Annotated in this window: 25 protein-coding genes; 9 read left to right on the top strand and 16 right to left on the bottom strand. The window is 62.1% G+C overall.

Annotation, left to right across the window (positions count from 1 at the left end; all coding sequences use genetic code 11):
- The first annotated feature begins 258 nt into the window (after positions 1-258).
- From AAFO92_RS01415 to AAFO92_RS01405, 3 genes are read left to right on the top strand one after another with little or no spacing between them, the layout of a single operon-like run.
- Complete coding sequence (locus AAFO92_RS01415) at positions 259-1062, top strand: UDP-2,3-diacylglucosamine diphosphatase (protein ID WP_347532704.1); 804 nt, start codon at positions 259-261, stop codon at positions 1060-1062.
- A gap of 13 nt (positions 1063-1075) precedes the next feature.
- Complete coding sequence (locus AAFO92_RS01410; protein ID WP_347532702.1) at positions 1076-2293, top strand: DUF3419 family protein; 1218 nt, start codon at positions 1076-1078, stop codon at positions 2291-2293.
- Positions 2294-2298: 5 nt separating this feature from the next.
- A complete protein-coding gene (locus AAFO92_RS01405) occupies positions 2299-2946 on the top strand; it encodes a methyltransferase domain-containing protein (protein WP_347532701.1) in 648 nt (215 codons plus the stop codon).
- Between the two features lie 48 nt (positions 2947-2994).
- Here AAFO92_RS01405 and AAFO92_RS01400 read toward each other — a convergent pair whose 3' ends face one another.
- From AAFO92_RS01400 to AAFO92_RS01380, 5 genes are all read right to left on the bottom strand, one after another.
- Entirely contained in the window at positions 2995-3855 is an 861-nt protein-coding gene (locus AAFO92_RS01400; RefSeq protein WP_347532699.1) for a D-amino-acid transaminase, read from the bottom strand.
- A 45-nt stretch (positions 3856-3900) separates the two neighbouring features.
- Positions 3901-4623 carry a hypothetical protein gene (locus AAFO92_RS01395; protein ID WP_347532697.1) on the bottom strand — a complete coding sequence of 241 codons (723 nt, stop codon included), beginning with the start codon at positions 4621-4623 and terminating at the stop codon, positions 3901-3903.
- Between the two features lie 45 nt (positions 4624-4668).
- On the bottom strand, positions 4669-5634 hold the full coding sequence (dgcA, locus tag AAFO92_RS01390) for an N-acetyl-D-Glu racemase DgcA (protein WP_347532695.1): 966 nt from the start codon (positions 5632-5634) through the stop codon (positions 4669-4671).
- Positions 5635-5711: 77 nt separating this feature from the next.
- On the bottom strand, positions 5712-6713 hold the full coding sequence (gene dgcN / locus AAFO92_RS01385; protein WP_347532694.1) for an N-acetyltransferase DgcN: 1002 nt from the start codon (positions 6711-6713) through the stop codon (positions 5712-5714).
- Between the two features lie 130 nt (positions 6714-6843).
- The gene (locus tag AAFO92_RS01380; protein WP_347532692.1) at positions 6844-8085 is read right to left on the bottom strand and encodes an MFS transporter; all 1242 of its coding nucleotides are present in this window, start codon (positions 8083-8085) and stop codon (positions 6844-6846) included.
- Between the two features lie 181 nt (positions 8086-8266).
- Here AAFO92_RS01380 and AAFO92_RS01375 point away from each other — a divergent pair, with 181 nt between their 5' ends.
- Complete coding sequence (locus tag AAFO92_RS01375; RefSeq protein ID WP_347532690.1) at positions 8267-9223, top strand: L-malyl-CoA/beta-methylmalyl-CoA lyase; 957 nt, start codon at positions 8267-8269, stop codon at positions 9221-9223.
- Positions 9224-9235: 12 nt separating this feature from the next.
- On the opposite strand, the gene AAFO92_RS01370 is transcribed toward AAFO92_RS01375, so the two are convergent.
- The 4 genes from AAFO92_RS01370 to AAFO92_RS01355 are packed head-to-tail and all read right to left on the bottom strand — an operon-like array spanning position 9236 to position 11811.
- Positions 9236-9856 (bottom strand): CDP-alcohol phosphatidyltransferase family protein, encoded by a 621-nt coding sequence (locus tag AAFO92_RS01370; RefSeq protein WP_347532688.1) that lies wholly within the window; start codon positions 9854-9856, stop codon positions 9236-9238.
- Positions 9853-10242: a hypothetical protein gene (locus tag AAFO92_RS01365; RefSeq protein ID WP_347532687.1), complete on the bottom strand. Its 390-nt coding sequence runs from the start codon at positions 10240-10242 to the stop codon at positions 9853-9855. The genes AAFO92_RS01370 and AAFO92_RS01365 overlap by 4 nt, the downstream gene beginning before the upstream one ends.
- Positions 10230-11171, bottom strand: a complete 942-nt coding sequence (locus tag AAFO92_RS01360) for a phosphatidate cytidylyltransferase (protein ID WP_347532685.1) — start codon at positions 11169-11171, stop codon at positions 10230-10232. Before AAFO92_RS01360 ends, AAFO92_RS01365 begins: the two co-directional genes overlap by 13 nt.
- A complete protein-coding gene (locus AAFO92_RS01355; RefSeq protein WP_347532684.1) occupies positions 11161-11811 on the bottom strand; it encodes a lysophospholipid acyltransferase family protein in 651 nt (216 codons plus the stop codon). Before AAFO92_RS01355 ends, AAFO92_RS01360 begins: the two co-directional genes overlap by 11 nt.
- A gap of 149 nt (positions 11812-11960) precedes the next feature.
- On the opposite strand from AAFO92_RS01355, the gene AAFO92_RS01350 reads away from it, so the two are divergent.
- Positions 11961-12257 carry an antibiotic biosynthesis monooxygenase gene (locus tag AAFO92_RS01350; RefSeq protein WP_347532683.1) on the top strand — a complete coding sequence of 99 codons (297 nt, stop codon included), beginning with the start codon at positions 11961-11963 and terminating at the stop codon, positions 12255-12257.
- Between the two features lie 9 nt (positions 12258-12266).
- Here the strand turns inward: AAFO92_RS01350 and AAFO92_RS01345 are convergent, their stop codons facing one another.
- The 4 genes from AAFO92_RS01345 to AAFO92_RS01330 form a co-directional block, all read right to left on the bottom strand.
- Positions 12267-13064: a phytanoyl-CoA dioxygenase family protein gene (locus AAFO92_RS01345; protein WP_347533346.1), complete on the bottom strand. Its 798-nt coding sequence runs from the start codon at positions 13062-13064 to the stop codon at positions 12267-12269.
- A gap of 220 nt (positions 13065-13284) precedes the next feature.
- Complete coding sequence (locus AAFO92_RS01340; protein ID WP_347532682.1) at positions 13285-13953, bottom strand: OmpA family protein; 669 nt, start codon at positions 13951-13953, stop codon at positions 13285-13287.
- A gap of 210 nt (positions 13954-14163) precedes the next feature.
- Complete coding sequence (locus AAFO92_RS01335) at positions 14164-14493, bottom strand: hypothetical protein (RefSeq protein WP_347532681.1); 330 nt, start codon at positions 14491-14493, stop codon at positions 14164-14166.
- A 165-nt stretch (positions 14494-14658) separates the two neighbouring features.
- Positions 14659-15507 (bottom strand): bifunctional helix-turn-helix domain-containing protein/methylated-DNA--[protein]-cysteine S-methyltransferase, encoded by an 849-nt coding sequence (locus AAFO92_RS01330; RefSeq protein WP_347532680.1) that lies wholly within the window; start codon positions 15505-15507, stop codon positions 14659-14661.
- Between the two features lie 100 nt (positions 15508-15607).
- Between AAFO92_RS01330 and nth the strand changes: the two genes are divergently transcribed.
- Positions 15608-16252, top strand: a complete 645-nt coding sequence (gene nth / locus AAFO92_RS01325; protein ID WP_347532679.1) for an endonuclease III — start codon at positions 15608-15610, stop codon at positions 16250-16252.
- Complete coding sequence (locus AAFO92_RS01320) at positions 16249-17235, top strand: adenosine kinase (protein WP_347532677.1); 987 nt, start codon at positions 16249-16251, stop codon at positions 17233-17235. Before nth ends, AAFO92_RS01320 begins: the two co-directional genes overlap by 4 nt.
- Before the next feature lie 49 nt (positions 17236-17284).
- On the opposite strand, the gene AAFO92_RS01315 is transcribed toward AAFO92_RS01320, so the two are convergent.
- Positions 17285-18160 carry a LysR family transcriptional regulator gene (locus AAFO92_RS01315; protein WP_347532675.1) on the bottom strand — a complete coding sequence of 292 codons (876 nt, stop codon included), beginning with the start codon at positions 18158-18160 and terminating at the stop codon, positions 17285-17287.
- Positions 18161-18254: 94 nt separating this feature from the next.
- Here AAFO92_RS01315 and AAFO92_RS01310 point away from each other — a divergent pair, with 94 nt between their 5' ends.
- A complete protein-coding gene (locus tag AAFO92_RS01310) occupies positions 18255-19103 on the top strand; it encodes an alpha/beta hydrolase (RefSeq protein ID WP_347532673.1) in 849 nt (282 codons plus the stop codon).
- A gap of 74 nt (positions 19104-19177) precedes the next feature.
- On the opposite strand, the gene AAFO92_RS01305 is transcribed toward AAFO92_RS01310, so the two are convergent.
- Entirely contained in the window at positions 19178-19675 is a 498-nt protein-coding gene (locus AAFO92_RS01305; RefSeq protein ID WP_347532672.1) for a L,D-transpeptidase family protein, read from the bottom strand.
- A 181-nt stretch (positions 19676-19856) separates the two neighbouring features.
- Positions 19857-20417 (bottom strand): cysteine dioxygenase family protein, encoded by a 561-nt coding sequence (locus AAFO92_RS01300; protein ID WP_347532670.1) that lies wholly within the window; start codon positions 20415-20417, stop codon positions 19857-19859.
- A gap of 362 nt (positions 20418-20779) precedes the next feature.
- Between AAFO92_RS01300 and rpsT the strand changes: the two genes are divergently transcribed.
- The gene (gene rpsT / locus AAFO92_RS01295; protein ID WP_347532668.1) at positions 20780-21043 is read left to right on the top strand and encodes a 30S ribosomal protein S20; all 264 of its coding nucleotides are present in this window, start codon (positions 20780-20782) and stop codon (positions 21041-21043) included.

Raw genomic sequence — 21043 nt, 5'->3', positions numbered from 1 at the left:
GGCCAGCCCTGGCAGCTTCGCCGTGGCCCGGTATCCGGTGTGCGAAGACCGATGAGGCAATGACGCTCTACAAGGGAATGCCCATGCCCGCAAGGCGACCGGTGGCGCGGCTATGGGGTAGTCGATCGCCCATCGGAAACTGGTGAACGCTAGCGGGTCGTCAGAAGAACGCCTGGAACTTCAAAAATAATTTTCGTCACGTTTCTGTTATAGGGAGTTGCTATCCCGAAGCCATAATAGCGCAGCGGGTCGAGCAGAGTGAAATACCGCACCATATTCCTGTCTGACATTCACTTGGGGACGCCGGGCTGCCAGGCGGATCTTCTGCTGGAATTTCTCCGAACCCATGAGGCCGACACCTACTACCTTGTCGGTGACATCATCGACGCCTGGCGTATCCGGCGAAAGGGATTTCTTTGGCCGCAGGCGCATAACGACGTGGTTCAGGCCCTGCTGGACAAGGCACATGACGGCGCGGCGATCATCCTGATCCCGGGTAATCACGACGAGTTCCTGCGATCCTACCAGGGCACGCATTTCGGCGGGATCGAGGTCGTCCATAGCGCCGATTACATCAGTGCTGACGGTACCCGCTACCTTGTGACCCATGGCGATCAGTTCGACTCGGTCGTGATGCACGCCAAATGGCTCGCCCATCTTGGGGACAGCGCCTATGAGTTCATGCTCTGGCTGAATACCCGCATCAACCGGATGCGCTGGCTGTGGGGTGGCCAGTACTGGTCGCTCTCGAAATGGGCAAAATATCAGGTCAAGCAGGCGGTCAATTTCATCAGCGAGTATGAATCGGTCCTGACCGCCGAAGCCAGGCGTGGCGGCTATGACGGCGTTATCTGCGGACATATTCACAGCGCGGCAGTGCGCGACATAGATGGTGTCGCCTATGTAAACACCGGCGATTGGGTCGAAAGCTGCACCGCCGTGGTCGAACTGGATAACGGCAGTCTCGAACTGATCGACTGGGAACATACCGCCCGGAGGCCGCGCCAGAGCGGCCGCACCCTCGGCACACGCCCAAAAGACGAGCAACTTGGAAATGTATGAGGAAGCACGCCCCGTGACCGCGTCTGCCATTGCCCGGCTCGACGCTGCTGTCTTGCAAAAGCCGGATGCTACAACCGGGTATCTGGAACAGTTGTTTTCCCGCCTCTTCCTCGGGCTGGTTTATCCCCAGATTTGGGAGGATCCAGTCGTTGACATGCAGGCACTGCAGATCACCGGGGACGATAACGTGGTCTGTATCGCCTCTGGCGGCTGCAACATGATGTCATACCTGACCGCGGGTCCGGCATCGGTCACCGCCGTCGATCTGTCGCCGGCGCATGTTGCGCTTGGACGGTTGAAGCTGGCCGCTGCGCAACACCTGACGGATTTCGCGGCTTTCTATCAGCTTTTTGCCCGGGCCGACATGGCCAGCAACCGGGCGCTTTACGCGCGGTACCTGCGCGACAAGCTGGACGTGGACACCCGCACCTACTGGGACGCTCGGGCGCCTTTCCGGCGCAGGATCTCTGTGTTCCAGAACGGTCTCTACCGTCACGGCCTGCTGGGCCGCTTCCTGGGGGCGGTGCATCTGGTCGGCCGGCTGGGACGTGTGGATTTCACACCGCTGCTGACGGCACGCAGTCTGGAGGAACAGCAGGCCTTCTTCGACACGCAGATTGCGCCGCTGTTCGATATGTGGCTGGTGAAGAAACTGGCTGGTTTTCGGGCCGCCTTGTTCGGCCTGGGCATTCCTCCGGCACAATATGACAAACTTGCTGCCGATGGGGATGGCAGCGTGCTGCCCGTTCTGCGCGAGCGGGTGCGCAAGCTGGCCTGCGATTTTCCAGTTCGCGAAAACTACTTTGCATGGCAAGCCTTTGCGCGGTGCTATGATCCAAGCCCCGACGCGTCGCTGCCGCCCTATCTCAGGGCAGGGAACTTCGCGGCCCTGCAAGACTATGCCTGCCGCGGTCGGATCGTAAACCAGTCGCTGACCGATCTACTGGCAGCCTCGCCAAGCGGATCGAAGCAGTGCTACGCGTTGCTTGACGCCCAGGACTGGATGAACGACGGGCAACTGAATGCGCTCTGGCGCGAAATCACCCGGACGGCCAGCCCGGGCGCGCGCGTCATCTTCCGTACCGGCGGTACCGAAGATATACTGCCGGGTCGGGTCGACGCATCGCTTCTCAATCGCTGGTCATATGATCCTGACGCATCGGCTCTGGGCAGCGCGCAGGACCGGTCGGCGATTTACGGCGCTTTCCACCTCTATCGTTTCACAGGCTGACCCCGATGCTCGATACGGCTTCTGAAAACCATGCTGATCTGATGGACAAGACCTATCGGAACCAGCGACAGATTTACGATCTGACCAGAAAATACTTCCTGTTGGGACGCGATCACCTGATCACCGAACTCCATCCGGCGCCAGGGTCGCATGTGTTGGAAATAGCCTGCGGCACGGGCCGAAACCTGCAGGTCGCGCAGCGCAGGTATCCTCATTGCGCGTTTTACGGTCTCGATATCTCTTCCGAGATGCTTCGCTCCGCGCGCCGCAAACTGGCCGATCATATTCAACTGGCCGAAGCCGATGCGTGCGGTTTCGACGGACACCAGCTGTTCCGCCGCCGCAGCTTTGACCGGATCTTCGTATCCTACGGGATATCGATGATCCCGGATTGGGAGGCGGCGCTGCGAATGGCCTGCGCGCATCTCGGGCCGGGCGGAGAACTGCATGTTGTCGATTTCTCAGATCAGCAGGGCCTGCCGGACTGGTTCGGAACTGCGCTGAACGAATGGTTGCGCAGGTTCCACGTAAGCCCACGCCTGGCGTTGGAGCGTGTACTTGCTCAGATCGCACGAGACCTTGGCGCGAATGTCCGGTTCAGCCACCTGTATCGCGGCTATGCGCAATACGGCGTCGTAGTGAAACGACGCTGATCCAGTTGCCGAAGGTATCCGCCGAAAATAGGCCCGGCGCCAACACGATCAGATCGCAGTTTTCAGACTTTCCTCCAGGTAAATCTCGCGCAGCCGTTTCGATACCGGTCCGGGGGTGCCGTCACCCATCTGAACGCCGTCGATTTCCACCACCGGCATGATGAAGGCGCTGGCCGAAGTGGTGAAGGCCTCGTCCGCCTCTTTCGCCTCGTCAATGGTAAAACTGCGCTCTTCCACCACCATCTGCGCCTCGCGGGCAAAGCGCAATACGGCGGCGCGGGTGATGCCGTGCAGAATATCATTGGACAGTTCGCGGGTGATGATCTTGCCGCTCTTGACGATATAGGCGTTGTTGCTGGTGCCCTCGGTCACCTTGCCATCCTCGACCATCCAGGCGTCGTCACACCCGGCCGCCTTGGCCATCATCTTGCCCATCGACGGGTAAAGCAGCTGCACGGTCTTGATGTCACGGCGGCCCCAGCGGATATCTTCGATCGAGATGACCCGGTTGCCTTTCTTGGAGGCCTCGGAATTCGCCAGGCCGGGCTTGTTCTGCGTGAACATCACGACGGTGGGCTTCGTGTCGGCCGCGGGAAAGACAAAATCACGGTCGCCATCGCTGCCACGGGTGACCTGCAGGTAGATCAGCCCCTCGTCGATCTCGTTCACGCGAACCAGCTCGCGATGAATGTCCAGCAGATCGCCGAATTCGCCGGGTTTCTGCATGTCGAGCTCGTTCAGAGAGCGTTCCAGCCGTTTCAGGTGGCTATCGAAATCGATCAGCTTGCCGCCCAGAACGCTTGTCACCTCATAGACGCCATCCGCCATCAGGAAACCCCGGTCAAAGATTGAAACGGTGGCCTCGGTCTCGGGTAGGTATTGTCCGTTTACGTAAACTGTGCGGGTCATGTCGTTCTCCTGATTGCATCGTCTCGATGCGCGTTATTGTTCCGTTTATCCAAAGTGGATCGCGGCACCCGTAGCGAAAGAACGGGTGCAGGCTTCCCTCAGTATCAAAAGCGAATGCGACGCGATGAGTTGTCGCTGCCACGGCGCTTCCGCGTCCGGTTTACCCCCGTCTTCCAAAAGCGTTTCGACAAGTGGGTCATCGCTTTGCAGGTCATGAGGTATTTCCAGGACCTCGGCCAGGCACCGAAGTTCTTCATGCAGTCCCTGAACCGACCCCAAGGGCCAGATGGATGCGGTCTCATCCGCGATCGTTTCGGGTGAAACGGGTATCGGAAACTCTATCGGAATATAGAAACCTTCCGCATCAGAATGGGCAACCAGATGGATGAATGGCGGTGGCGCCGTTTCCGATGTTACGCCAAAAAGCCGCTTCCACAGGGATGGTTTCGTTTCGCCAAGCAGGTAGGGCAGGCTCTCCTCGAATAACTCTTCTTCCGCGCTGCCGGTCTTTCCGTCCGACCGCGGGTTTCCCGACGGTCGATCTTCCTTCCAGGTCAACCCGGCCACTTCGCGCAAGGCATGCAGACCGGAATAGCCATAGCCCTCCGCAGACCAGATCGGGCAATCCTCTGGTTCCTGGTGTTGCGGAAGCCCTGCTTCGGCAAGCGCCGCGTTTACCGCGCTGAATTGATCTCGGATCCAGCCGGCACCCTCGGGATCCCGAGCGGATAGATCGGCCAGTACGCCAACCGTGATTGCTAGTCCCATATCTCGTTTCGCGGTCCCAAGTGTGTTTCGGCCAAACCCTGCGCGTCATCCCCAAAGCGCGGCATCGGGCGGGTGCACGCCGGCTTCGTCGAACCTAAGGGGTGTCTGACGGTCTTCGGCCAGAAGAAGCGGCCCGTCAAGGTCTGTTACCATCGCACCCTGCGCCAGCAGCGTGGCAGGGGCCATGGCAAGCGATGAGCCCACCATGCAGCCCACCATCACCTTATAGCCCTCTTCCAGCGCGGCGCGGCGCAATTCCAGGGCCTCGGTCAGCCCGCCGGTCTTGTCGAGCTTGATGTTGACCACGTCATATTTTCCCCAGAGTCCGGGCAGGCTGGTACGGTCATGGCAGCTCTCGTCGGCGCAAACGGGCACCGGGCGCTCCATGCCGGTCAGCGCCTCATCTGCCCCCGCGGGCAGCGGCTGCTCGACCAGGGCGACACCCAGCCGAACCAGATGCGGCGCGAGCTCGGCATAGACCTCGGCACTCCAGCCCTCGTTGGCGTCGACGATTATGGTCGATCCGGGCGCCCCGGCCCGGACCGCTTCCAGCCGGGGCATGTCATCCGGCGTGCCAAGCTTGATCTTCAGCAACGGGCGAAAAGCGTTCTGCGCCGCCTGCTGCCGCATTTTCTCCGGCTCATCCAGCGACAAGGTATAGGCGGTGATCTCAGGCTTCGGGGCGGGCAGGCCAGCCAGCTCCCAGACCCGCTTCCCGGCGCGTTTGGCCTCAAAATCCCACAGCGCGCAATCCACGGCATTGCGGGCCGCGCCCGCGGGCAGCAAATCACGAAGCGCGGCGCGCGAGACTTCTGCGGGCAGCCCCTCGATCTGTGCAGTCACGCTTTCCAGGGTCTCGTCATATCGCGCGTAGGGCACGCATTCGCCCCGGCCCTCATGCCCGCCATCGCTGATCCGCACTGTCAGCACCTTCGCCTCGGTTCGCGACCCGCGCGAGATGGTAAAGACCTGCGCCAGCCTGAACACGTCGCGGGTTACGGAAATCTGCACGGTGTCCGCTCCTTCATCTTGCCGGAAATACTCCCGCCGGAGGCATCCGACAGATGCCACAGGCGCTGTCTTTCAGATCACAAAGCCGCCAGCGCGTCCACCAGCTTGTCCGAGCCGAAACGATAGGGGTCGGTCGCGGGCAGGCCCATCCGGTCTTCGACCTCCGCCAGATAGGCGCGGGCGTCCGCCTCCTCCAGGTGCTGGGTGTTGACCGAGATGCCGACCACCTGACAATCGGGATTGGCGACCCGAGCGATCGGCAGCGCGGTGTCGCGCAGCCGTTCCAGGCTGGGCAGCTTGTAACCCGGCAGGCCGCGCATGTGCTCACGCGTGGGTTCGTGGCAAAGGATCAGCGCATCGGGCTGACCGCCATGGATAAGCGCCATGGTCACGCCCGAATAGGAAACGTGGAACAGGCTGCCCTGCCCTTCGATCATGTCCCAGTGATCGGCTTCATTGTCAGGTGTCAGATATTCGACCGACCCGGCCATGAAATCGGCAACCACCGCATCCAGCGGGACGCCGTGACCGGTGATCAGGATCCCCGTCTGGCCGGTGGCGCGAAAGGTGGCTTTCATCCCGCGCGCGTGCATGTCCCGCTCCATCGCCATCGCCGTGTACATCTTGCCGACGGAACAGTCGGTGCCCACGGCCAGGCAACGCTTGCCGGTTCGCTTGACGCCATTGGCAATCGGATAACCCACGGTGGGCACGCGCACATCATGCAGCGTGCCGCCATAGGTCTGCGCGGCGGCGACCAGATCGCCCTCGTCGCGCAGAAGGTTGTGCAGGCCCGAGGCCAAGTCATAGCCCATTTCCAGGGCCTGAATCAGCACCTCTTTCCACGCGGCCGAGATCACCCCGCCCCGGTTCGCGACACCGATCACCAGGGTGCGCGCGCCCGCCTCCTTGGCCTCGGCCAGCGTCATCTCGGTCAGGCCCAGATCGGCGCCGCAGCCCGGCAAGCGGATCTGACCCACCGCATTTTCCGGGCGCCAGTCGCGGATGCCGATGGCCACCTTGGCGGCCAGCATATCGGGCGCGTCGCCCAGAAACAGAAGATACGGTGTCTCGATCATGGCATTATCCCCCAGCCGGAATCAGTGTCGCGGTAGTTTCCGATAAACCCAAAGCGAATTCATGTCGAAATCGCCTCGGAATTCAGAAATGGCAGGAGTTTGTTCGAAGAATCTAGTAAATCATGCACAATTATTCTTTCATATCCATCTCGGACGCCGCCATCACCTCGGCCTGCAGGCGGCCGGGCTGCGCCATCCCCAGCACGCCGGTTGCCAGCACTTCGCCGGTTTCCTCGGGTGCTTCGCGGCTGACCCGGCGGGCAATGGCGATGAGCGCAACAAGGATGCCAAGCACCGCAACCAGCAATTGCAGGCCGCGTCCATCGGCCAGGCCGATCACATTCGGCCCCAGCAACATACCGAAGACCTGTCCGAACTGCATCAGGAACGCCATTGCCCCGCTGGCCGCCACCACCTGCCCGGGGCTGAGCTGGTCATTGGCATGGGCGGCAAGGATCGAATAAACCGGCAGCGTCATCGCCGCGATTACCGCAAACCCGATGACGATCCGCGATGGCGAGGTATCCAGCGCCATCCACAGCGCGGCTATCGCGGAAATCACGCTCAGCCCGATCACGACATAGCGCCGGTCGGTATTGTCCGAAATCCAGCCCACGGGATATTGCACGATACCGGCAGCAATCATCGCCACCACCAGCGCCCCCGAGGCCTGCGCCTCGGTGAAGCCCTGCTGCAACGCATAGAGCGGCAGCGCAATGAACCAGGCCGATACGCCGATGCTCATGCAGGTGATGCCCAGGACGGCCATTGGCGACACCCGGTAGAGGCGTGCCACCGTCATCCTGTCGGGTGCGGAATATTCCGGCGCACGGTTGCCCGAGAGCAGCAGCGGCACGATCGACAGCGACATCAGGATCGAAACGATGCCGAACATCAGGTTGCCGGTCGGGTCGGGGAAACCCACAAGGGCTGTTCCCAGTGCCGGGCCAAGTGTCTGGATGATGAAATAGACCGACAGGACCTGTGCCCGAATCCGGTTTTCGGATTTCGCATTCAGCCAGCTTTCGGTGACCACGTAGAGCGCCGGGAAACAGACCCCGGCCAGAAAACGCATGGCGCTCCAGCTGACGGGATCGCTGGTCAGCAGGTGGATGATTGCCGCCACCGACACGATCGACGCCAGCGCCGAGAAGACGCGGATGTGGCCGACCTTCTCGATCAGGCGCGGTACCGTGATCGTCCCGATGAGCGCGCCCAGCGGATAACAGGCCTGCATCAGCGAGATCGTCATCGGCGTAAACCCCAGCCCCGCGCCGCGGATCGACAACAGCGTGACCAGCAGACCGTTGGCGACCATCAGCATCAGCATACCCAGGAAAAGGGCCCAGTTTTCGAATAGTGCGCGCTGCATGTTGCCTCCTGCCTTTTCCGTCAGCGTTGCAGGGGCGGTCTGCCACGTCAGTCTTGTTTGCGACGAATGGCGTCGCGCCCGGCCGATGCTGCGCGTGCAAAATGACCTTGCGGCTTGCCGCGCAATTTAATACCGATTGCGCAACATCAAGCGCAATTTCGTTACCGAGAGGATTCCCATCATGAGCTTCCGCCTGCAACCGCCCGCCCCGGCCCGCCCGAACCGTTGCCAGCTGTTCGGACCCGGCTCGAACGCCAAGCTATTCGAGAAGATGGCGGCCAGCGCGGCGGATGTGATCAATATCGACCTCGAGGATTCGGTGGCGCCGACGGACAAGGATCTGGCGCGCAGCCAGACGATCGAGGCGATCAACACGGTCGATTGGGGCAACAAGTATCTGAGCGTGCGGATCAACGGGCTTGATACCGGCTGGTGGTATCGCGACGTGGTCGACCTGCTGGAACAGGCGGGGGACCGGCTGGATCAGATCATGATTCCAAAGGTGGGCTGCGCCGGTGACATCTATGCGGTTGACGCGCTTGTCACCTCGATCGAACGGGCCAAGGGCCGCGAGAAACCGATCAGTTTCGAGGTCATCATCGAAAGCGCCGCCGGCATCGCCCATGTCGAGGAGATCGCCGCCGCCTCACCCCGGCTGCAGGCGATGAGCCTGGGCGCGGCCGATTTCGCGGCGTCGATGGGCATGGCGACCACGGGTATCGGTGGAACGCAGGAGAACTATTACATGCTGCGGGAGGGTCAGAAATACTGGTCGGACCCGTGGCATTGGGCCACCACCGCCATCGTCGCCGCCTGTCGCACCCACGGGTTGCTGCCGGTCGACGGCCCGTTCGGTGATTTCAGTGACGATGACGGTTTCCGTGCGCAGGCGCGCCGGGCGGCAACCTCGGGCATGGTCGGCAAATGGGCGATCCATCCGAAGCAGATCGCCCTCGCGAACGAGGTCTTCACACCCTCGGACGCGGCGGTGCAGGAAGCGCGCGAAATCCTGGCGGCAATGGAAGCGGCCAAGGCCAAGGGCGAGGGTGCCACTGTCTACAAGGGCCGGTTGGTGGACATCGCGTCGATCAAGCAGGCCGAGGTGATCGTGAAACAGGCCGAGATGATTGCCGGCTGATCCGGCTGGGCTTCAGCCCTGCTCTAGCCGTGAGATGATCCGGTGACTGCGCCGTATCACCGTCACGGCCCCGCCGATGGCGATGATCCAGAGAGCGGCTTGCAGGATCGGTGCCGCACTCCAGAACGCCGCAATCACGGCGGCGAGCGTGACCGCGGCCATGCGGTGCGGTTTCGCCATCGGACCGCAGAAATCGTTCTCCCCGCTCGTGGCGCGGCCAAGTTCGCGGATATAGGCGGTCAAGATCGCAATCGCGGCGGCTGCCCAACCGAGCGAAGGCATCCCGGTGCCATAGCCCAGGCCGGCCAGGATCACCATGTCCGAAACCCTGTCCGGCGCCTCGTTCCAGAAGGCGCCGTCGGGCGTGCCCTTGCCGGCCTCGACGGCGACCAGCCCGTCCATCAGGTTGCAAATCAGCCGAAGCTGACAGCAAAGCGCGGCACCAAGCAGCAACAGGATCCGCAGCCAGCCCTCGGCCCCGGCCCCAAGCCAGAGGCACAGACCCGCCGCCGTGGCGAACCCCATGCTGGCGATGGAAATCTGGTTAGGTGTCACGGAACGCCGCGCCAGTGCCCTCGTTAGCCAGCGCGCCCAGCCGGTGTCGCGGCTGGCGATGGGACGTCGGTCTGTCATCGGGCTTCGCTCCTCCACATCAGGAAATTGTAGATGATCGCGTAGAGGCTGGCGACCGAGAAGGGAACGCTGATCGTGCGCAGGATTTCGGGTGTGCGGGCAAGCCAATGCGCGCCCAGCAGGAGGCTGATCGAGCAAGCCAGCGCGATCACCGGCGGAAACCACCATCCCCGCCCGCGCGCCATCCTTGCCCGCAATCGGTCAAGGCTACGTTTCAGCACATAGGTGATTGCCCCGGACAGCGCCCCCTGGATCAGGCCCGCCAGGACGGGTTTTGGCATTGGGTGAGCGGCGTTGGCATAAAACGCCCAACCGCCCATCGCCAGAAAACCCACCGCAACATGCACGGCCGGGCTCTGCGCCAGGCGAGAGATCACACGTGCCACCAGAAGCGCGTCAGGTGGAAGAAGATCGGCGCCGCGAAGATGACCGAATCCAGCCGGTCGATGAACCCGCCATGGCCGGTGATGACATCGCCCCAGTCCTTGACGCCCCTGTCGCGCTTGATCGCCGACATGACCAGCCCGCCGAAGAACCCCATCAGCGCGATGATCAGCGCCATGATCCCCGCCTGCCAGAACGCAAAGGGCGTGATCCACCACAGGCAGGCCCCCAGCAGGGTGGCGCTGGCAACCCCTCCGACAAAACCCTCGACCGTTTTCGACGGCGACAGGGACGGCGCGATCCGGGTCTTGCCGATCAGCTTGCCCCAGACATATTGCAGCACGTCGCTGGCCTGCACGACGATGATGAGGAAGGCCACCAACTGGATGTTCTGCCCCTCGAAACCGGGGATATTGAGGCTCAGCAGCGCGGGAACGTGGCTGACGAAGTAGATCGTGACCATGGCCGCCCACTGCACTTCGGCCACGCGGATCAGGAAATCTTCGACCTCGCCCCTGAGCGCGGAAATCACCGGTTTCAGCAGGAAGACATAGACCGGGATCAGCACGGTATAGAAGCCGTACCAGTCGGTATAGACCAGCACGTATTGCAGCGGCAGCACAACGAAGAACACCGCCGCCAGCATCCAGTGGTCGGCACGCCGGGCATTGGTCAGGGTGATGAACTCGCGCAGGGCGTTGAACGAGCAGATGGCAAAGAGGATCGTCACCCCGGGGCGCCCCCACAGGAACGCCAGGCCCAGCAGGGCCACCATCACCCACCAGGCCCAGATCCGCGCATTCAGGTTCTCGACCACCGATCGGTTCGGCCCGTCGCCCACGCGCATCGCCAGAACCCCGCCGATCAGCGAGGCCACTGCCAGCACGATCAGCACGCCGATCATCAGGATCATCAGGGTCTCATGATCCATGCGCCATCTCCGGGGTTGCATCCGGCGAGAGCGCCAATACGGCCTCACGGGCGCGCGTCAGGAAGGCCTCTTTGTTCTCGCCGTCCTGCAGATGGATCGCCGCGCCGAAAGTACAGGTGCATATATAGGGGATGGGAATGACCTCGCCGCGCGGCAGGGCACGGTTGAGATTCTCGATCCAGACCGGGACAAACCGGATGTCCGGCCGTTTGCGGGCGACGTGATAGATACCGGTCTTGAACGGCAGCAGTGCCTCTTGGGTGTCGTTGCGCCGGCCCTCGGGAAAGATGATCAGGCTGGCGCCGCCATCCAGCGCCTCGACCATCTGGTCGACCGGGTCACGATCCCGCGCCTCGGGGCGGCGGTCGATCAGCACGGCGTTGATCACCTGACGCCCGATGTAACTGCGGATGGGCGAGGTCAGCCAGTAATCGGCGGCGGCCACGGGCCGGGTTTTCCATCGCAGGCGCGGCGGCAGCACCGCCCAGACCAGGATGAAATCGCCATTGCTGGTATGGTTGGCGAAATAGATGGTCTGCACGTCGCGCGGGGCCTCGTCCCGCCAGTTGCCGCGCACCGCCGTGATGAACCGCGCAAAGCCGATGATCAGATAGGCAACCATATACCCCAAGAGGCGCATGCACTTTCCCCCGTTCGGCCCTTCGGGGCCTGTTTTCCTCCAGTCTGGCCCGTTGGGCAGGGTGAGATCAAGTCAGGTAATCGCTACCTTGGCAAATCGGCCCCGCGGCGTGATGTGCTATACTCGCGGTCACAGAAGAGGGGGACGCCATGATCATTCGCGTATTCCAGGTGACGACCCATCCGGGCAAGGAAGAGGAATTCAGCCGGTTTTTCCACGATACCGCCATCCCGCTGATGCAGCGCACCGAGGGGCTGCACAGCGTGACGTTCGGTGCGGCGCGATCCGAAAGCCCGACCGAGTTCTGCATGGTGATGGTCTGGGAAAGCCTCGAGGCGCTTGTCGCCTTTGTGGGCGAGGATTACGCCAATCCGCATATCCTGCCGGAAGAGGCGGTGATGGTGCAGGCGCGCAGTATCAAGCACTACGATCTGGTAGAGGTCTGACCGGCACGATCAGCCGCACGGCCACACCCGGGGAAACCAGTCCTGGCGCAGGTGTTGGCCCTGGGTCATGCCATGTCCGGGAAAGGGGGGTGAGGTCGGACCCGGACGCTCGGTATAGCGGGCGTCGTCCCCCACCAGCCGCAAAGAAAACGCCCGGCGGCGCTGTGATGTTTCATTCCCGCGGGCGCCGTGCAGAATACCGAAATTGAACGCCACCGCATCGCCGGGCGCCATCTCCCATTCGGTCACGCGCATGCCCTCGGCATCCGGGTCCGGCACGGGCATGTAGTCATCGGCTCCGGCATAGAAATCCTCCTGGCTCAGCCACCGGGTCGGCAGCACCGGCTTTTCCCACAGATGCGAACCCGCCACGCATCTGAGCGAGGCCTCGCGTACCGGGTCCAGCGGGCACCACAGGCTGATCGTCTGCCGCCCCTCGACAAAGTAATAAGGGCCGTCCTGATGCCAGGGCGTCGGTTTCGAGGTGCCGGGCTCCTTGACCAGAACATGATCGTGAAACATCTGCGCGGTTTCCGATTGCATCAGTTCGGCCGAGACCTGGGCCGCGGCGGAGGTCTCGATCACCTCGCGGAATTCGGGAATGCGTTGCCAGTTGCAGTAATCGTCAAAGAACCGCCCGGCTTCGTGGCGATGCAGGTTCTCCGCCGCGTAGGGGCCGGGCGCGGCCATGTTGCGCTCGACGCCTGCGCGCAAGGTCTCGACGTGATCGGCAAACAGCCCGCGTATCAGCACGACCCCGTCACGCTGATAGATGTCGATCTGGTCCTGGCTGAGTAACGGGTGCATGTGGGGCAGGTTATCAGGGTGCCCTGGATCATCCAACTCCTGCCGCCAGCCCGCCCGGTGGTTTCTTGCGTCGCCTCCGCCCCTGTCCCCGAGGCGGAGGCCGGAGGCCGACAACGAGAGATCGAGCGTGCGCATCTGCGCACTCGATAAATCAACGGTGGGCAAAAGCATCCCCGGCCGGGCCTCGCCCGCCGGGGGTGCGAATAGGTCCGGTGCCGGATCAGGCGGTCGGCAGGATCACGATCTCGACCCGGCGGTTCTGGGCCTTGCCCGCTTCGGTCAGGTTCGACGCGATCGGTTGATCCTCGCCGCGGCCGAAGGCGTTGATGCGGTTGAACGCCACGCCGCCATCCATCAGCACATCGGCCACCGCGTTGGCGCGGCGCACGGACAGATCCTGGTTATAGGCCGCCGAGCCGGTATTGTCGGTATGGCCCACGACCTGAACGGTCGATTGCGGATACTGGTTCAGGCTTGCCGCCACCTTCAGCAGGTCGCTGCGCAGCCCGCCGCTGACGCGGAAGCTGTCGGTCGCGAACAGGATGTCCTGCGGCATGCTCAGGATCAGCCGATCACCGGTATTGGTGATGGTGATACCGTCATTATCCAGTTGCTGGCGCAGTTCGGCCTCCTGCCGGTCCAGCGAATAGCCGATCCCGGCGCCGACGGTTGCCCCGGCCACGCCGCCGATCAGCGCGCCCTTGCCCTTGTCGTCGCTGACGATTGCCCCAAGCCCTGCGCCGACCAGGCCGCCGATCAACGCGCCTTGCCCGGTTTTCTGGTTGGGGTTCTGCTGTCCGCCGCCGACATAGCCGGGATCGGTACAGGCGGTCGCCATCAGCAGGGATGCGCCCGCAAACAGCAGGATGGGTTTCTTGGTATTTTTCATGGTCTTTGCCTCGTAATTCACGCCCGTTACCTCGGGCTTGCCGCGATGTTATTCAATAACATGCCGTCTCCCAAGGAAATAAACAGGGGAATTCGGCACCATTTCGCGCATAACGGACGCGGGGTGCCAAGCCGGCGGCGGCCTGCTGATCTCCGGAACCACGTTCGCCACGCAGCTTCAGGTGTTGCGTACCGGTTGCCAGCACGCGCTCTATGACGGGCGCAGGGGGCTGGACTGATCGCCCCGGGCGGTCCTGTCGTAATCGGCTGAGAATGACTGCACGCAGTCCATCAACGCATGGGTCAGATCGGGCACATAAGCCTCGTTGAGCGGGCGGGTGGTCGATATTCTGGTCAGTTGCCGGCCCTGGCTCTTGAGGAACGCGGCCGTCAGCCGCCCGTATTCATAGGCCAGCGCCTTGTTGCGGTGCCCGGCGAAATGCAGCGGCGCGCCAAGACGGAAATCCTCGTAGCCATAGCGCCAGGCGCGTGACCGCACCATGTCCTGCGCCGTGATCCAGTTGCTGCGATGTTGTGGCATGGCCTTCCCCGGTTGCCCGGAAAATACCACGCCCTGCGGATTGCGCCAAGATGCGCGCGCCCTGCTGAAGCGGATCAGGCGCCGATGGCGACAATACCGGGCTCAATCGGTTTCGCCGGTGTCCACCCGTCTATGGCGGCGCTTTCGCGCCGGCACCAAAGGGCACTATGCCTCGGCGCGGGCGCTTTCCCAGGCCAGGATTGCGCGTTTGACGGGCAGGCCCCAGTGATAGCCGCCCAGCCCGCCGGATTTGCGCAGTGCACGGTGACAGGGGATCAGGAAGCTCACGGGGTTGCGCCCCACGGCGGTGCCCACGGCGCGCACCGCGCGGGGGCGGCCTATGGCCTGGGCGATCTCGGAATAGGTGGTGACGTGACCGGAGGGGATCGCCAGCAGCGCCTCCCACACCTTGATCTGGAACGGCGCACCAATCATGTAGAGCGGCAGTTTTTCGGTTGCCTGGCCACCCGCGCCAAATGCCGCCAGCACCCAGGGCCGCAGCATCATCGGATCCTCGACATAGTCGGCATCCGGCCAGCGGCTGACCAGATCCTCCATCGTGGCATCTTCGCCGGCCTCGCTGGCGAACCCGATACCGCAGATGCCTTTCTCGGTTCCCATCACCAGGCTCAACCCGAACGGGCTGTCGAACCAGCCCCAGTATATTTTCAGCCCCTCGCCCTTGCGGGCAAACTCGCCGGGGCTCATCGCCTCCCACCGCAGAAAGAGGTCGTGCAGGCGCCCCGAGCCCGACAGGCCCAGCTCATGCGATGTTTCCAGCATGGTGAACCGCTGCGCCAGCAGCGATTTCGCGTGCCCCAGTGCCAGGTATTGCTGGTAACGCTTGGGCGACACACCCACCCACGAGGTGAAGACCCGCTGAAAATGCGCCGGGCTCATATCCATCTCGGCCGCCAGCGCGTTCAGCGACAACGCCTCGTCCGACTGGTCGATCAGGTCGATCGCCCGGCGCATCACGTGATAGTGGTAGCTTTGCTGTGGTTCGGCATTCATCGCGGTCATCCCCGGTAATCTGAATCTGAATTTAACGCTCTGTCACCTGCCCCGCGACCCGAATATTGCGCATTGCCGGGAATCCCTGCATAGGAAGCGGATGGCCAAGCAGCTCGATTATCATACGATCCGCGAGATTTTCACCCGGTTCCACGCGGCCGACCCCGAACCCAAGGGCGAGTTGGAGCATGTGAACGCCTATACGCTGGTCGTCGCCGTGGCGCTGAGCGCGCAGGCAACCGATGCAGGTGTGAACAAGGCCACGCGCGCGCTGTTCAGGATCGCGGATACGCCGGAAAAGATGCTGGAACTTGGCGAAGAAGGGTTGACAGAGCATATCAAGACCATCGGGCTTTTCCGGCAGAAGGCAAAGAATGTCATCAGGCTGAGCCGCATCCTGGTCGAGGAATACGGCGGCGAAGTGCCCAATTCCCGCGCCGCGCTGCAATCACTGCCCGGGGTCGGGCGCAAGACCGCCAACGTGGTGCTGAACATGTGGTGGGGGATGCCGACCCAGGCGGTCGATACGCATATCTTCCGCGTCGGCAATCGCACCGGTATCTGCCCAGGGAAAGATGTGGTCGCCGTCGAACGCGCCATCGAAGACCAGATCCCCGCCGATTTCCAGCATCATGCCCATCACTGGCTGATCCTGCATGGCCGCTACCACTGCAAGGCCCGCAAGCCGATGTGCGGTACCTGTATCATCCGCGATCTCTGTGAATACGAGGACAAGAACCTATGAAAAAATACCAGGCTGTCGGCATCGGCAATGCCGTTGTCGACGTAATCAGCACCTGCGACGACGGCTTCCTGTCGACCCATGGTATCGAAAAGGGCATCATGCAGCTGATCGAGACGGATCGCGCTGAATATCTCTATGGCAGGATGGAAAACCGCCGGCAGCAGCCCGGCGGCGCCGTCGCCAACACCATTGCCGGTCTGGGCGCGATGGGGCTGAGCACCGCCTTCATCGGCCGGGTCAGCGACGATGAGCTGGGCCGCTACTACGCGACCAGCATGACCGGCGCGGGTACGGATTTTGTCAACGCGCCGGTGGCGGGCGGCGAGCTGCCCACCTCACGCTCGATGATCTTCGTGTCACCCGATGGCGAGCGGTCGATGAACACCTATCTGGGCATCTCGACCGAGCTGGATGCCGATGACGTGGATGACGAGGTGGCCGGCGGAGCGGCGCTGCTGTTCCTCGAGGGCTACCTGTACGACAAGCCCAAGGGCAAGGCGGCCTTCACCGAGGCCGCGCGGGCCTGCCGGGCGACAAGGGGGATGGCCGGCATATCCCTGAGCGATCCGTTCTGCGTTGACCGGCACCGGCAGGACTTCCGGACCCTGGTGCAAGAGCTGGATTACGTGCTGGGCAACGAGCATGAATGGAAATCGCTTTATCAGACTGACGATCTGGGCGCCGCGCTGGAGCAGGCGGCACAGGACAGCGGGCTGGTCGTTTGTACCCGGTCCGGTCAGGATGTGGTGCTGGTGCGCGGCGAGGAAACCGTGACCGCGCCGGTGCAGGAGGTCGTGCCCGTGGATGCGACCGGCGCGGGCGACCAGTTTGCCGCCGGTTTCCTGTACGGTGTGGCTACCGACCAGCCGTTGGCGGTGGCGGGCCGCATGGGGTGCATCGCCGCGGCAGAAGTCATCAGCCACTACGGTGCCCGGCCGGAACGCGACGTGAAGGAAATGTTCCGCGCCGAAGGTCTGATCTGAGGTCGAAACCGGCGGATTCCGCGAATGGCACGAATGCCATCATTCCCGATCAGGCAACACGCAGGGGAATTGCACTTCTGACCTCGGAAGCGATCTCGTGAAGAAGGGCTCGTACGGCATCATTACGGCTCTTGGGACGAGAGCGGGCAACATATGCGATAGACGGAGGTTCCGGGAACACACCTTCGACAAGCTCCAGGTCCGAGGACAAGTGCAAACCGTTCATCAGCGCAACGCCCAGACCCGAGCGCACAGCGGCCAGAATGCCGGATGCGCTTGGACATTCGAGAACCGTTTCAAACCGATGGCCGGTACGCACACCCTCGCTTTGCGCCCAGTGTTTGTAGAAACAGTTGTCGTCGAACGCGAGGAATGGCACAGATGCGTTCGGTTTCAGCGGAAGCTCGTGAGACTTGATCCAGTGCAGGCGATCCTCAAAGAGTACCAGGTCGTCGCGCCGAACATCGTGGCAAAAGAGCTGCATGACCGCGATGTCAATCTCACCTGCCTCAAGCTTGTCCGAGAGGGTCAGGCTTTGGCTGATCCGTGTGCGCACTTGAATTTCAGGATGTAGTCGCGTGAAGCGGCCAAGTATACGAGCGACATCTCCGCCCGTCGTATCCTCCGTCATCCCCAATTGAATGGTACCCGCCAGGGGCTTCTTTCCGAGGGCGGCCAACGCTTCGTCATGCAAGTCCATAATGCGCCGCGCATACTCCAGCAATCGTTCTCCGGCTTCGGTGAACAATGAACCACCGGCACGACGCGCCAGCAGATCACAGTCCAGAATGTTCTCCAGCCGCCTGATTTTGTGACTCACGGCCGGTTGCGACAGCGTCAAGTGCTCGGCAGCGCGTGTGACACCGCCATGCGAAGAGATGGCAACCAGGGCTCGCAGCCCTTCGATATCCAATCTTTCGGCCATTCTGTTTCCTTATCACCTTATGACAATCATTCATTTGCGTCATATACTATACGGGAAGTACGGTCCGGAAAAGTCAGTATTTGGAGTTTTCCGCATGGCCCATATCGTCGAACAACATGTCCTCATCAACGACACACGCATTGCCCACGGCATTCACGGAGACGGCGAACCGGTGGTGCTGATCCACGGCACGCCGTCCTCATCCTACATCTGGCGCAACATCCTGCCGCCGTTAGTTGAGGCCGGGTACAAGGTTCATGTCTATGATCTGCTGGGCTATGGTCTTTCCGAGCGCCCGCATGACCCTGCGATTGATACGTCGGTGACGAGTCAGGTGCCGATTTTTGAAGGTCTGCTGGATGTCTGGGGTCTGGAGGATGTGCACGTCATCTCTCATGACATCGGTGGCGGCGTGGCGCAGCGATTTGGCATCCAGTCACCGGAACGGATGCGCAGCCTGACCATGATCGACGTGGTGAGCTTCGACAGCTGGCCCTCAAGGCGCACCCACGAACAGATGCAGGCCGGGCTGGAGGTGTTGATCAAGGCACCGGACGTGGAACACCGCGAACACTTCCGGCAATGGCTTTTCTCGACGGTGCAGAACAAGGACCGATTGGCTGAAACATCAATGGAAACTTTCCTTGATTTCATCTGTGGCCCGGTCGGCCAGGGCAGCTTGTTCCAGCATCAGGTGAAGCATTACAACCCCAAACACACCAGTGAGGTAGCCCCGCGCTATCCCGAGCTTGGCCAGAAGCCTGTTCAATTGATTTGGGGGGCGGATGATGCCTGGCAAGTGGTCGACTGGGCGCACAGGCTGCATGACGCCATACCGGGTTCGGAGCTTCACGTGCTGGAGGATTGCGGCCACTTTTCGATGGAGGATCAGCCCGAGAAGATCTCGGCCTTGTTGGTCGATTTTCTGAAGAGGCACGCGTAACACTGCAAGGCAAAGCCGCCGTCCAGTTTACTGTCCTGGACGGCGGTGTGATCCCGCGAAACCGCCCGCACCCCTTACGCGCAGACGATCAGCCTGCAACCGGGGCTGATAGCCTGTGCGATCCGGCGCAGATGGTCGCGGCGCAGGGCCACGCAGCCCTCGGTCGGGAAACCCGGGCGGCGCCATTGGTGGATGAAGATGCACGATCCAGCGCCTTTGCTGGGGGCGGGCCAGTTCCAATCCGTGACCAGGAATAGGTCATAAAGCGGGTCGGACCGGCGCAAGGTTTCGTGGCTGTGCGGATAAGGTGCCCGCACCATCAGGTTATAGGCATCATCGGTGACATCATCCGACCACAGATCACCGGGCCGGATCGGCCTCGCCCAGGGGTTGGGCTGCGTCATCCGGTCGGGACGGTAGAACATGCCGACGATCCGGTGCGTGCCCGCCGGGGTGGCGCCATCGCCCTCGCGCTTGTCCGCGCGTATGCCGCCCCGCCCGATTGTGCAGGGAAACCGCTGACCGCGAAACCGCAAACCGGTCGGCGTAAGCAAGAGGTCGTGTGGCGTCATCCGCGCAGCTTGCCCCGGATTTCGACCCATTGAAAGTGCTTTAGCCCCTTACTGATTTCGCTTATCGCACCGAAAGCGCGACGGTATGCGGCACCCCGCCCGCGGATGTGCGCTCTGCGGGACGTTGCGGACTTGGCCCGCCGCTGTACCATCGGGCACCAGGTACAGGGTTCGTAAAGGGCTACTCCTCGATCTTCAGGATCAGGGGGGTCTCGGTCTTTGCCTCCACGTTGAATGTCGACCGTCCCGTATAATTCAGATGGCGCCCGTAGGTGTGGAGCGAAACAGCCACTTGGTCGCCGTTATTGACGACACTGTGTATGTCTTCAGGCAGGCAGCAGACGGCGGACCCGGGATAGAGCGTTTCTTGTTTTGTCGCCACAAGATCGGCGAAGCCCGGTCTGGAACCGTCATCGAGGCGCTTGTAATTCGTTTCGTGTTCCTGCCCTTCGATCCCGGATACCACTGCCCAGGTCTTGTGATTATGCGCATCGACCCCTCTTCCGGGTGCCCAGGCGATCGCGAAGACCGCGAGATCGTGGTTCTCTTCCTCGTGCAGAAGATGCAGGCCAACACCCTGTTCCGGATCGGTATGGCGGAACTTGTTCTCGAACCAGCTCGGGTCGGAGGCGAGCCTGAGAGCAAGCGGCTTGATCCGATCGGTAATAGCCGTGATGTCAGTTTCTTCCGCAACAACTGCACGAATATCCCTTACATATTCTTCAACTGAATAAGCGTTCATTTTGAAATACCCCCTCGTAACGCATAGGCAGAAGCTAACAGGTACAAGCGGAATACGCTACTTGGCCGAAGGCGGCCGGCAGTTTCGACCAGTGCCAGAACTGAAACTCCTGTGTCATCCGTCGGTCGGTGATCGTGGCCGGAGAAGGCGGCGCAAGCAAGCCCTATCGGGGCATGTGAAGGGCCGCCGGCAGCCACCGCACCTTTTGGGTTGGCAAGGCAGTCAAACTTCCCTATAGAGCGCCGTCATACATGCGCGTGATGCCCGCTCAGGCAAGAATCAATCCCGAGAGATCGGGGCCCGGTTCGGGACATGCACGTGCAACGCAACAGTCACTGAACCAGATCAAGGGTTAGATTCACATGGCCAATACGCCCCAGTCCAAGAAACGCGCACGTCAGAACGAAAAGCGTTTCGCCGTCAACAAAGCGCGCCGTTCGCGCATCCGCACCTACCTGCGCAAAGTCGAAGAGGCGATCGCCTCTGGTGACAAAGATGCCGCAGTTGCCGCCCTTCGTGCCGCCCAACCCGAGCTGATGCGCGGCGTGACCAAGGGCGTCTTTCACAAGAACACCGCGTCACGCAAAATTTCGCGCCTGTCGGCCCGCGTGAAGGCCATCGGCTGA

Origin of the sequence: Roseovarius sp. CAU 1744 (genome assembly GCF_039839345.1) — a bacterium.
GTDB lineage: Bacteria > Pseudomonadota > Alphaproteobacteria > Rhodobacterales > Rhodobacteraceae > Roseovarius.
Note: the sequence above shows the minus strand (reverse complement) of the source record. Positions and strands in the feature narration are given on the sequence as shown.

Coding starts and splice junctions, on each gene's coding strand:
- AAFO92_RS01350 (WP_347532683.1), top strand. CDS start 11,961: ATGATCATTCGCGTATTCCAGGTGACGACCCATCCGGGCAAGGAAGAG.
- AAFO92_RS01405 (WP_347532701.1), top strand. CDS start 2,299: ATGCTCGATACGGCTTCTGAAAACCATGCTGATCTGATGGACAAGACC.
- AAFO92_RS01360 (WP_347532685.1), bottom strand. CDS start 11,171: ATGGATCATGAGACCCTGATGATCCTGATGATCGGCGTGCTGATCGTG.
- AAFO92_RS01315 (WP_347532675.1), bottom strand. CDS start 18,160: ATGGCCGAAAGATTGGATATCGAAGGGCTGCGAGCCCTGGTTGCCATC.
- dgcN (WP_347532694.1), bottom strand. CDS start 6,713: ATGATCGAGACACCGTATCTTCTGTTTCTGGGCGACGCGCCCGATATG.
- AAFO92_RS01340 (WP_347532682.1), bottom strand. CDS start 13,953: ATGAAAAATACCAAGAAACCCATCCTGCTGTTTGCGGGCGCATCCCTG.
- AAFO92_RS01395 (WP_347532697.1), bottom strand. CDS start 4,623: ATGGGACTAGCAATCACGGTTGGCGTACTGGCCGATCTATCCGCTCGG.
- AAFO92_RS01310 (WP_347532673.1), top strand. CDS start 18,255: ATGGCCCATATCGTCGAACAACATGTCCTCATCAACGACACACGCATT.
- nth (WP_347532679.1), top strand. CDS start 15,608: ATGGCCAAGCAGCTCGATTATCATACGATCCGCGAGATTTTCACCCGG.
- rpsT (WP_347532668.1), top strand. CDS start 20,780: ATGGCCAATACGCCCCAGTCCAAGAAACGCGCACGTCAGAACGAAAAG.
- AAFO92_RS01320 (WP_347532677.1), top strand. CDS start 16,249: ATGAAAAAATACCAGGCTGTCGGCATCGGCAATGCCGTTGTCGACGTA.
- AAFO92_RS01355 (WP_347532684.1), bottom strand. CDS start 11,811: ATGCGCCTCTTGGGGTATATGGTTGCCTATCTGATCATCGGCTTTGCG.
- AAFO92_RS01345 (WP_347533346.1), bottom strand. CDS start 13,064: ATGCACCCGTTACTCAGCCAGGACCAGATCGACATCTATCAGCGTGAC.
- AAFO92_RS01330 (WP_347532680.1), bottom strand. CDS start 15,507: ATGAATGCCGAACCACAGCAAAGCTACCACTATCACGTGATGCGCCGG.
- AAFO92_RS01370 (WP_347532688.1), bottom strand. CDS start 9,856: ATGACAGACCGACGTCCCATCGCCAGCCGCGACACCGGCTGGGCGCGC.
- AAFO92_RS01375 (WP_347532690.1), top strand. CDS start 8,267: ATGAGCTTCCGCCTGCAACCGCCCGCCCCGGCCCGCCCGAACCGTTGC.
- AAFO92_RS01300 (WP_347532670.1), bottom strand. CDS start 20,417: ATGAACGCTTATTCAGTTGAAGAATATGTAAGGGATATTCGTGCAGTT.
- AAFO92_RS01305 (WP_347532672.1), bottom strand. CDS start 19,675: ATGACGCCACACGACCTCTTGCTTACGCCGACCGGTTTGCGGTTTCGC.
- AAFO92_RS01380 (WP_347532692.1), bottom strand. CDS start 8,085: ATGCAGCGCGCACTATTCGAAAACTGGGCCCTTTTCCTGGGTATGCTG.
- AAFO92_RS01335 (WP_347532681.1), bottom strand. CDS start 14,493: ATGCCACAACATCGCAGCAACTGGATCACGGCGCAGGACATGGTGCGG.
- AAFO92_RS01400 (WP_347532699.1), bottom strand. CDS start 3,855: ATGACCCGCACAGTTTACGTAAACGGACAATACCTACCCGAGACCGAG.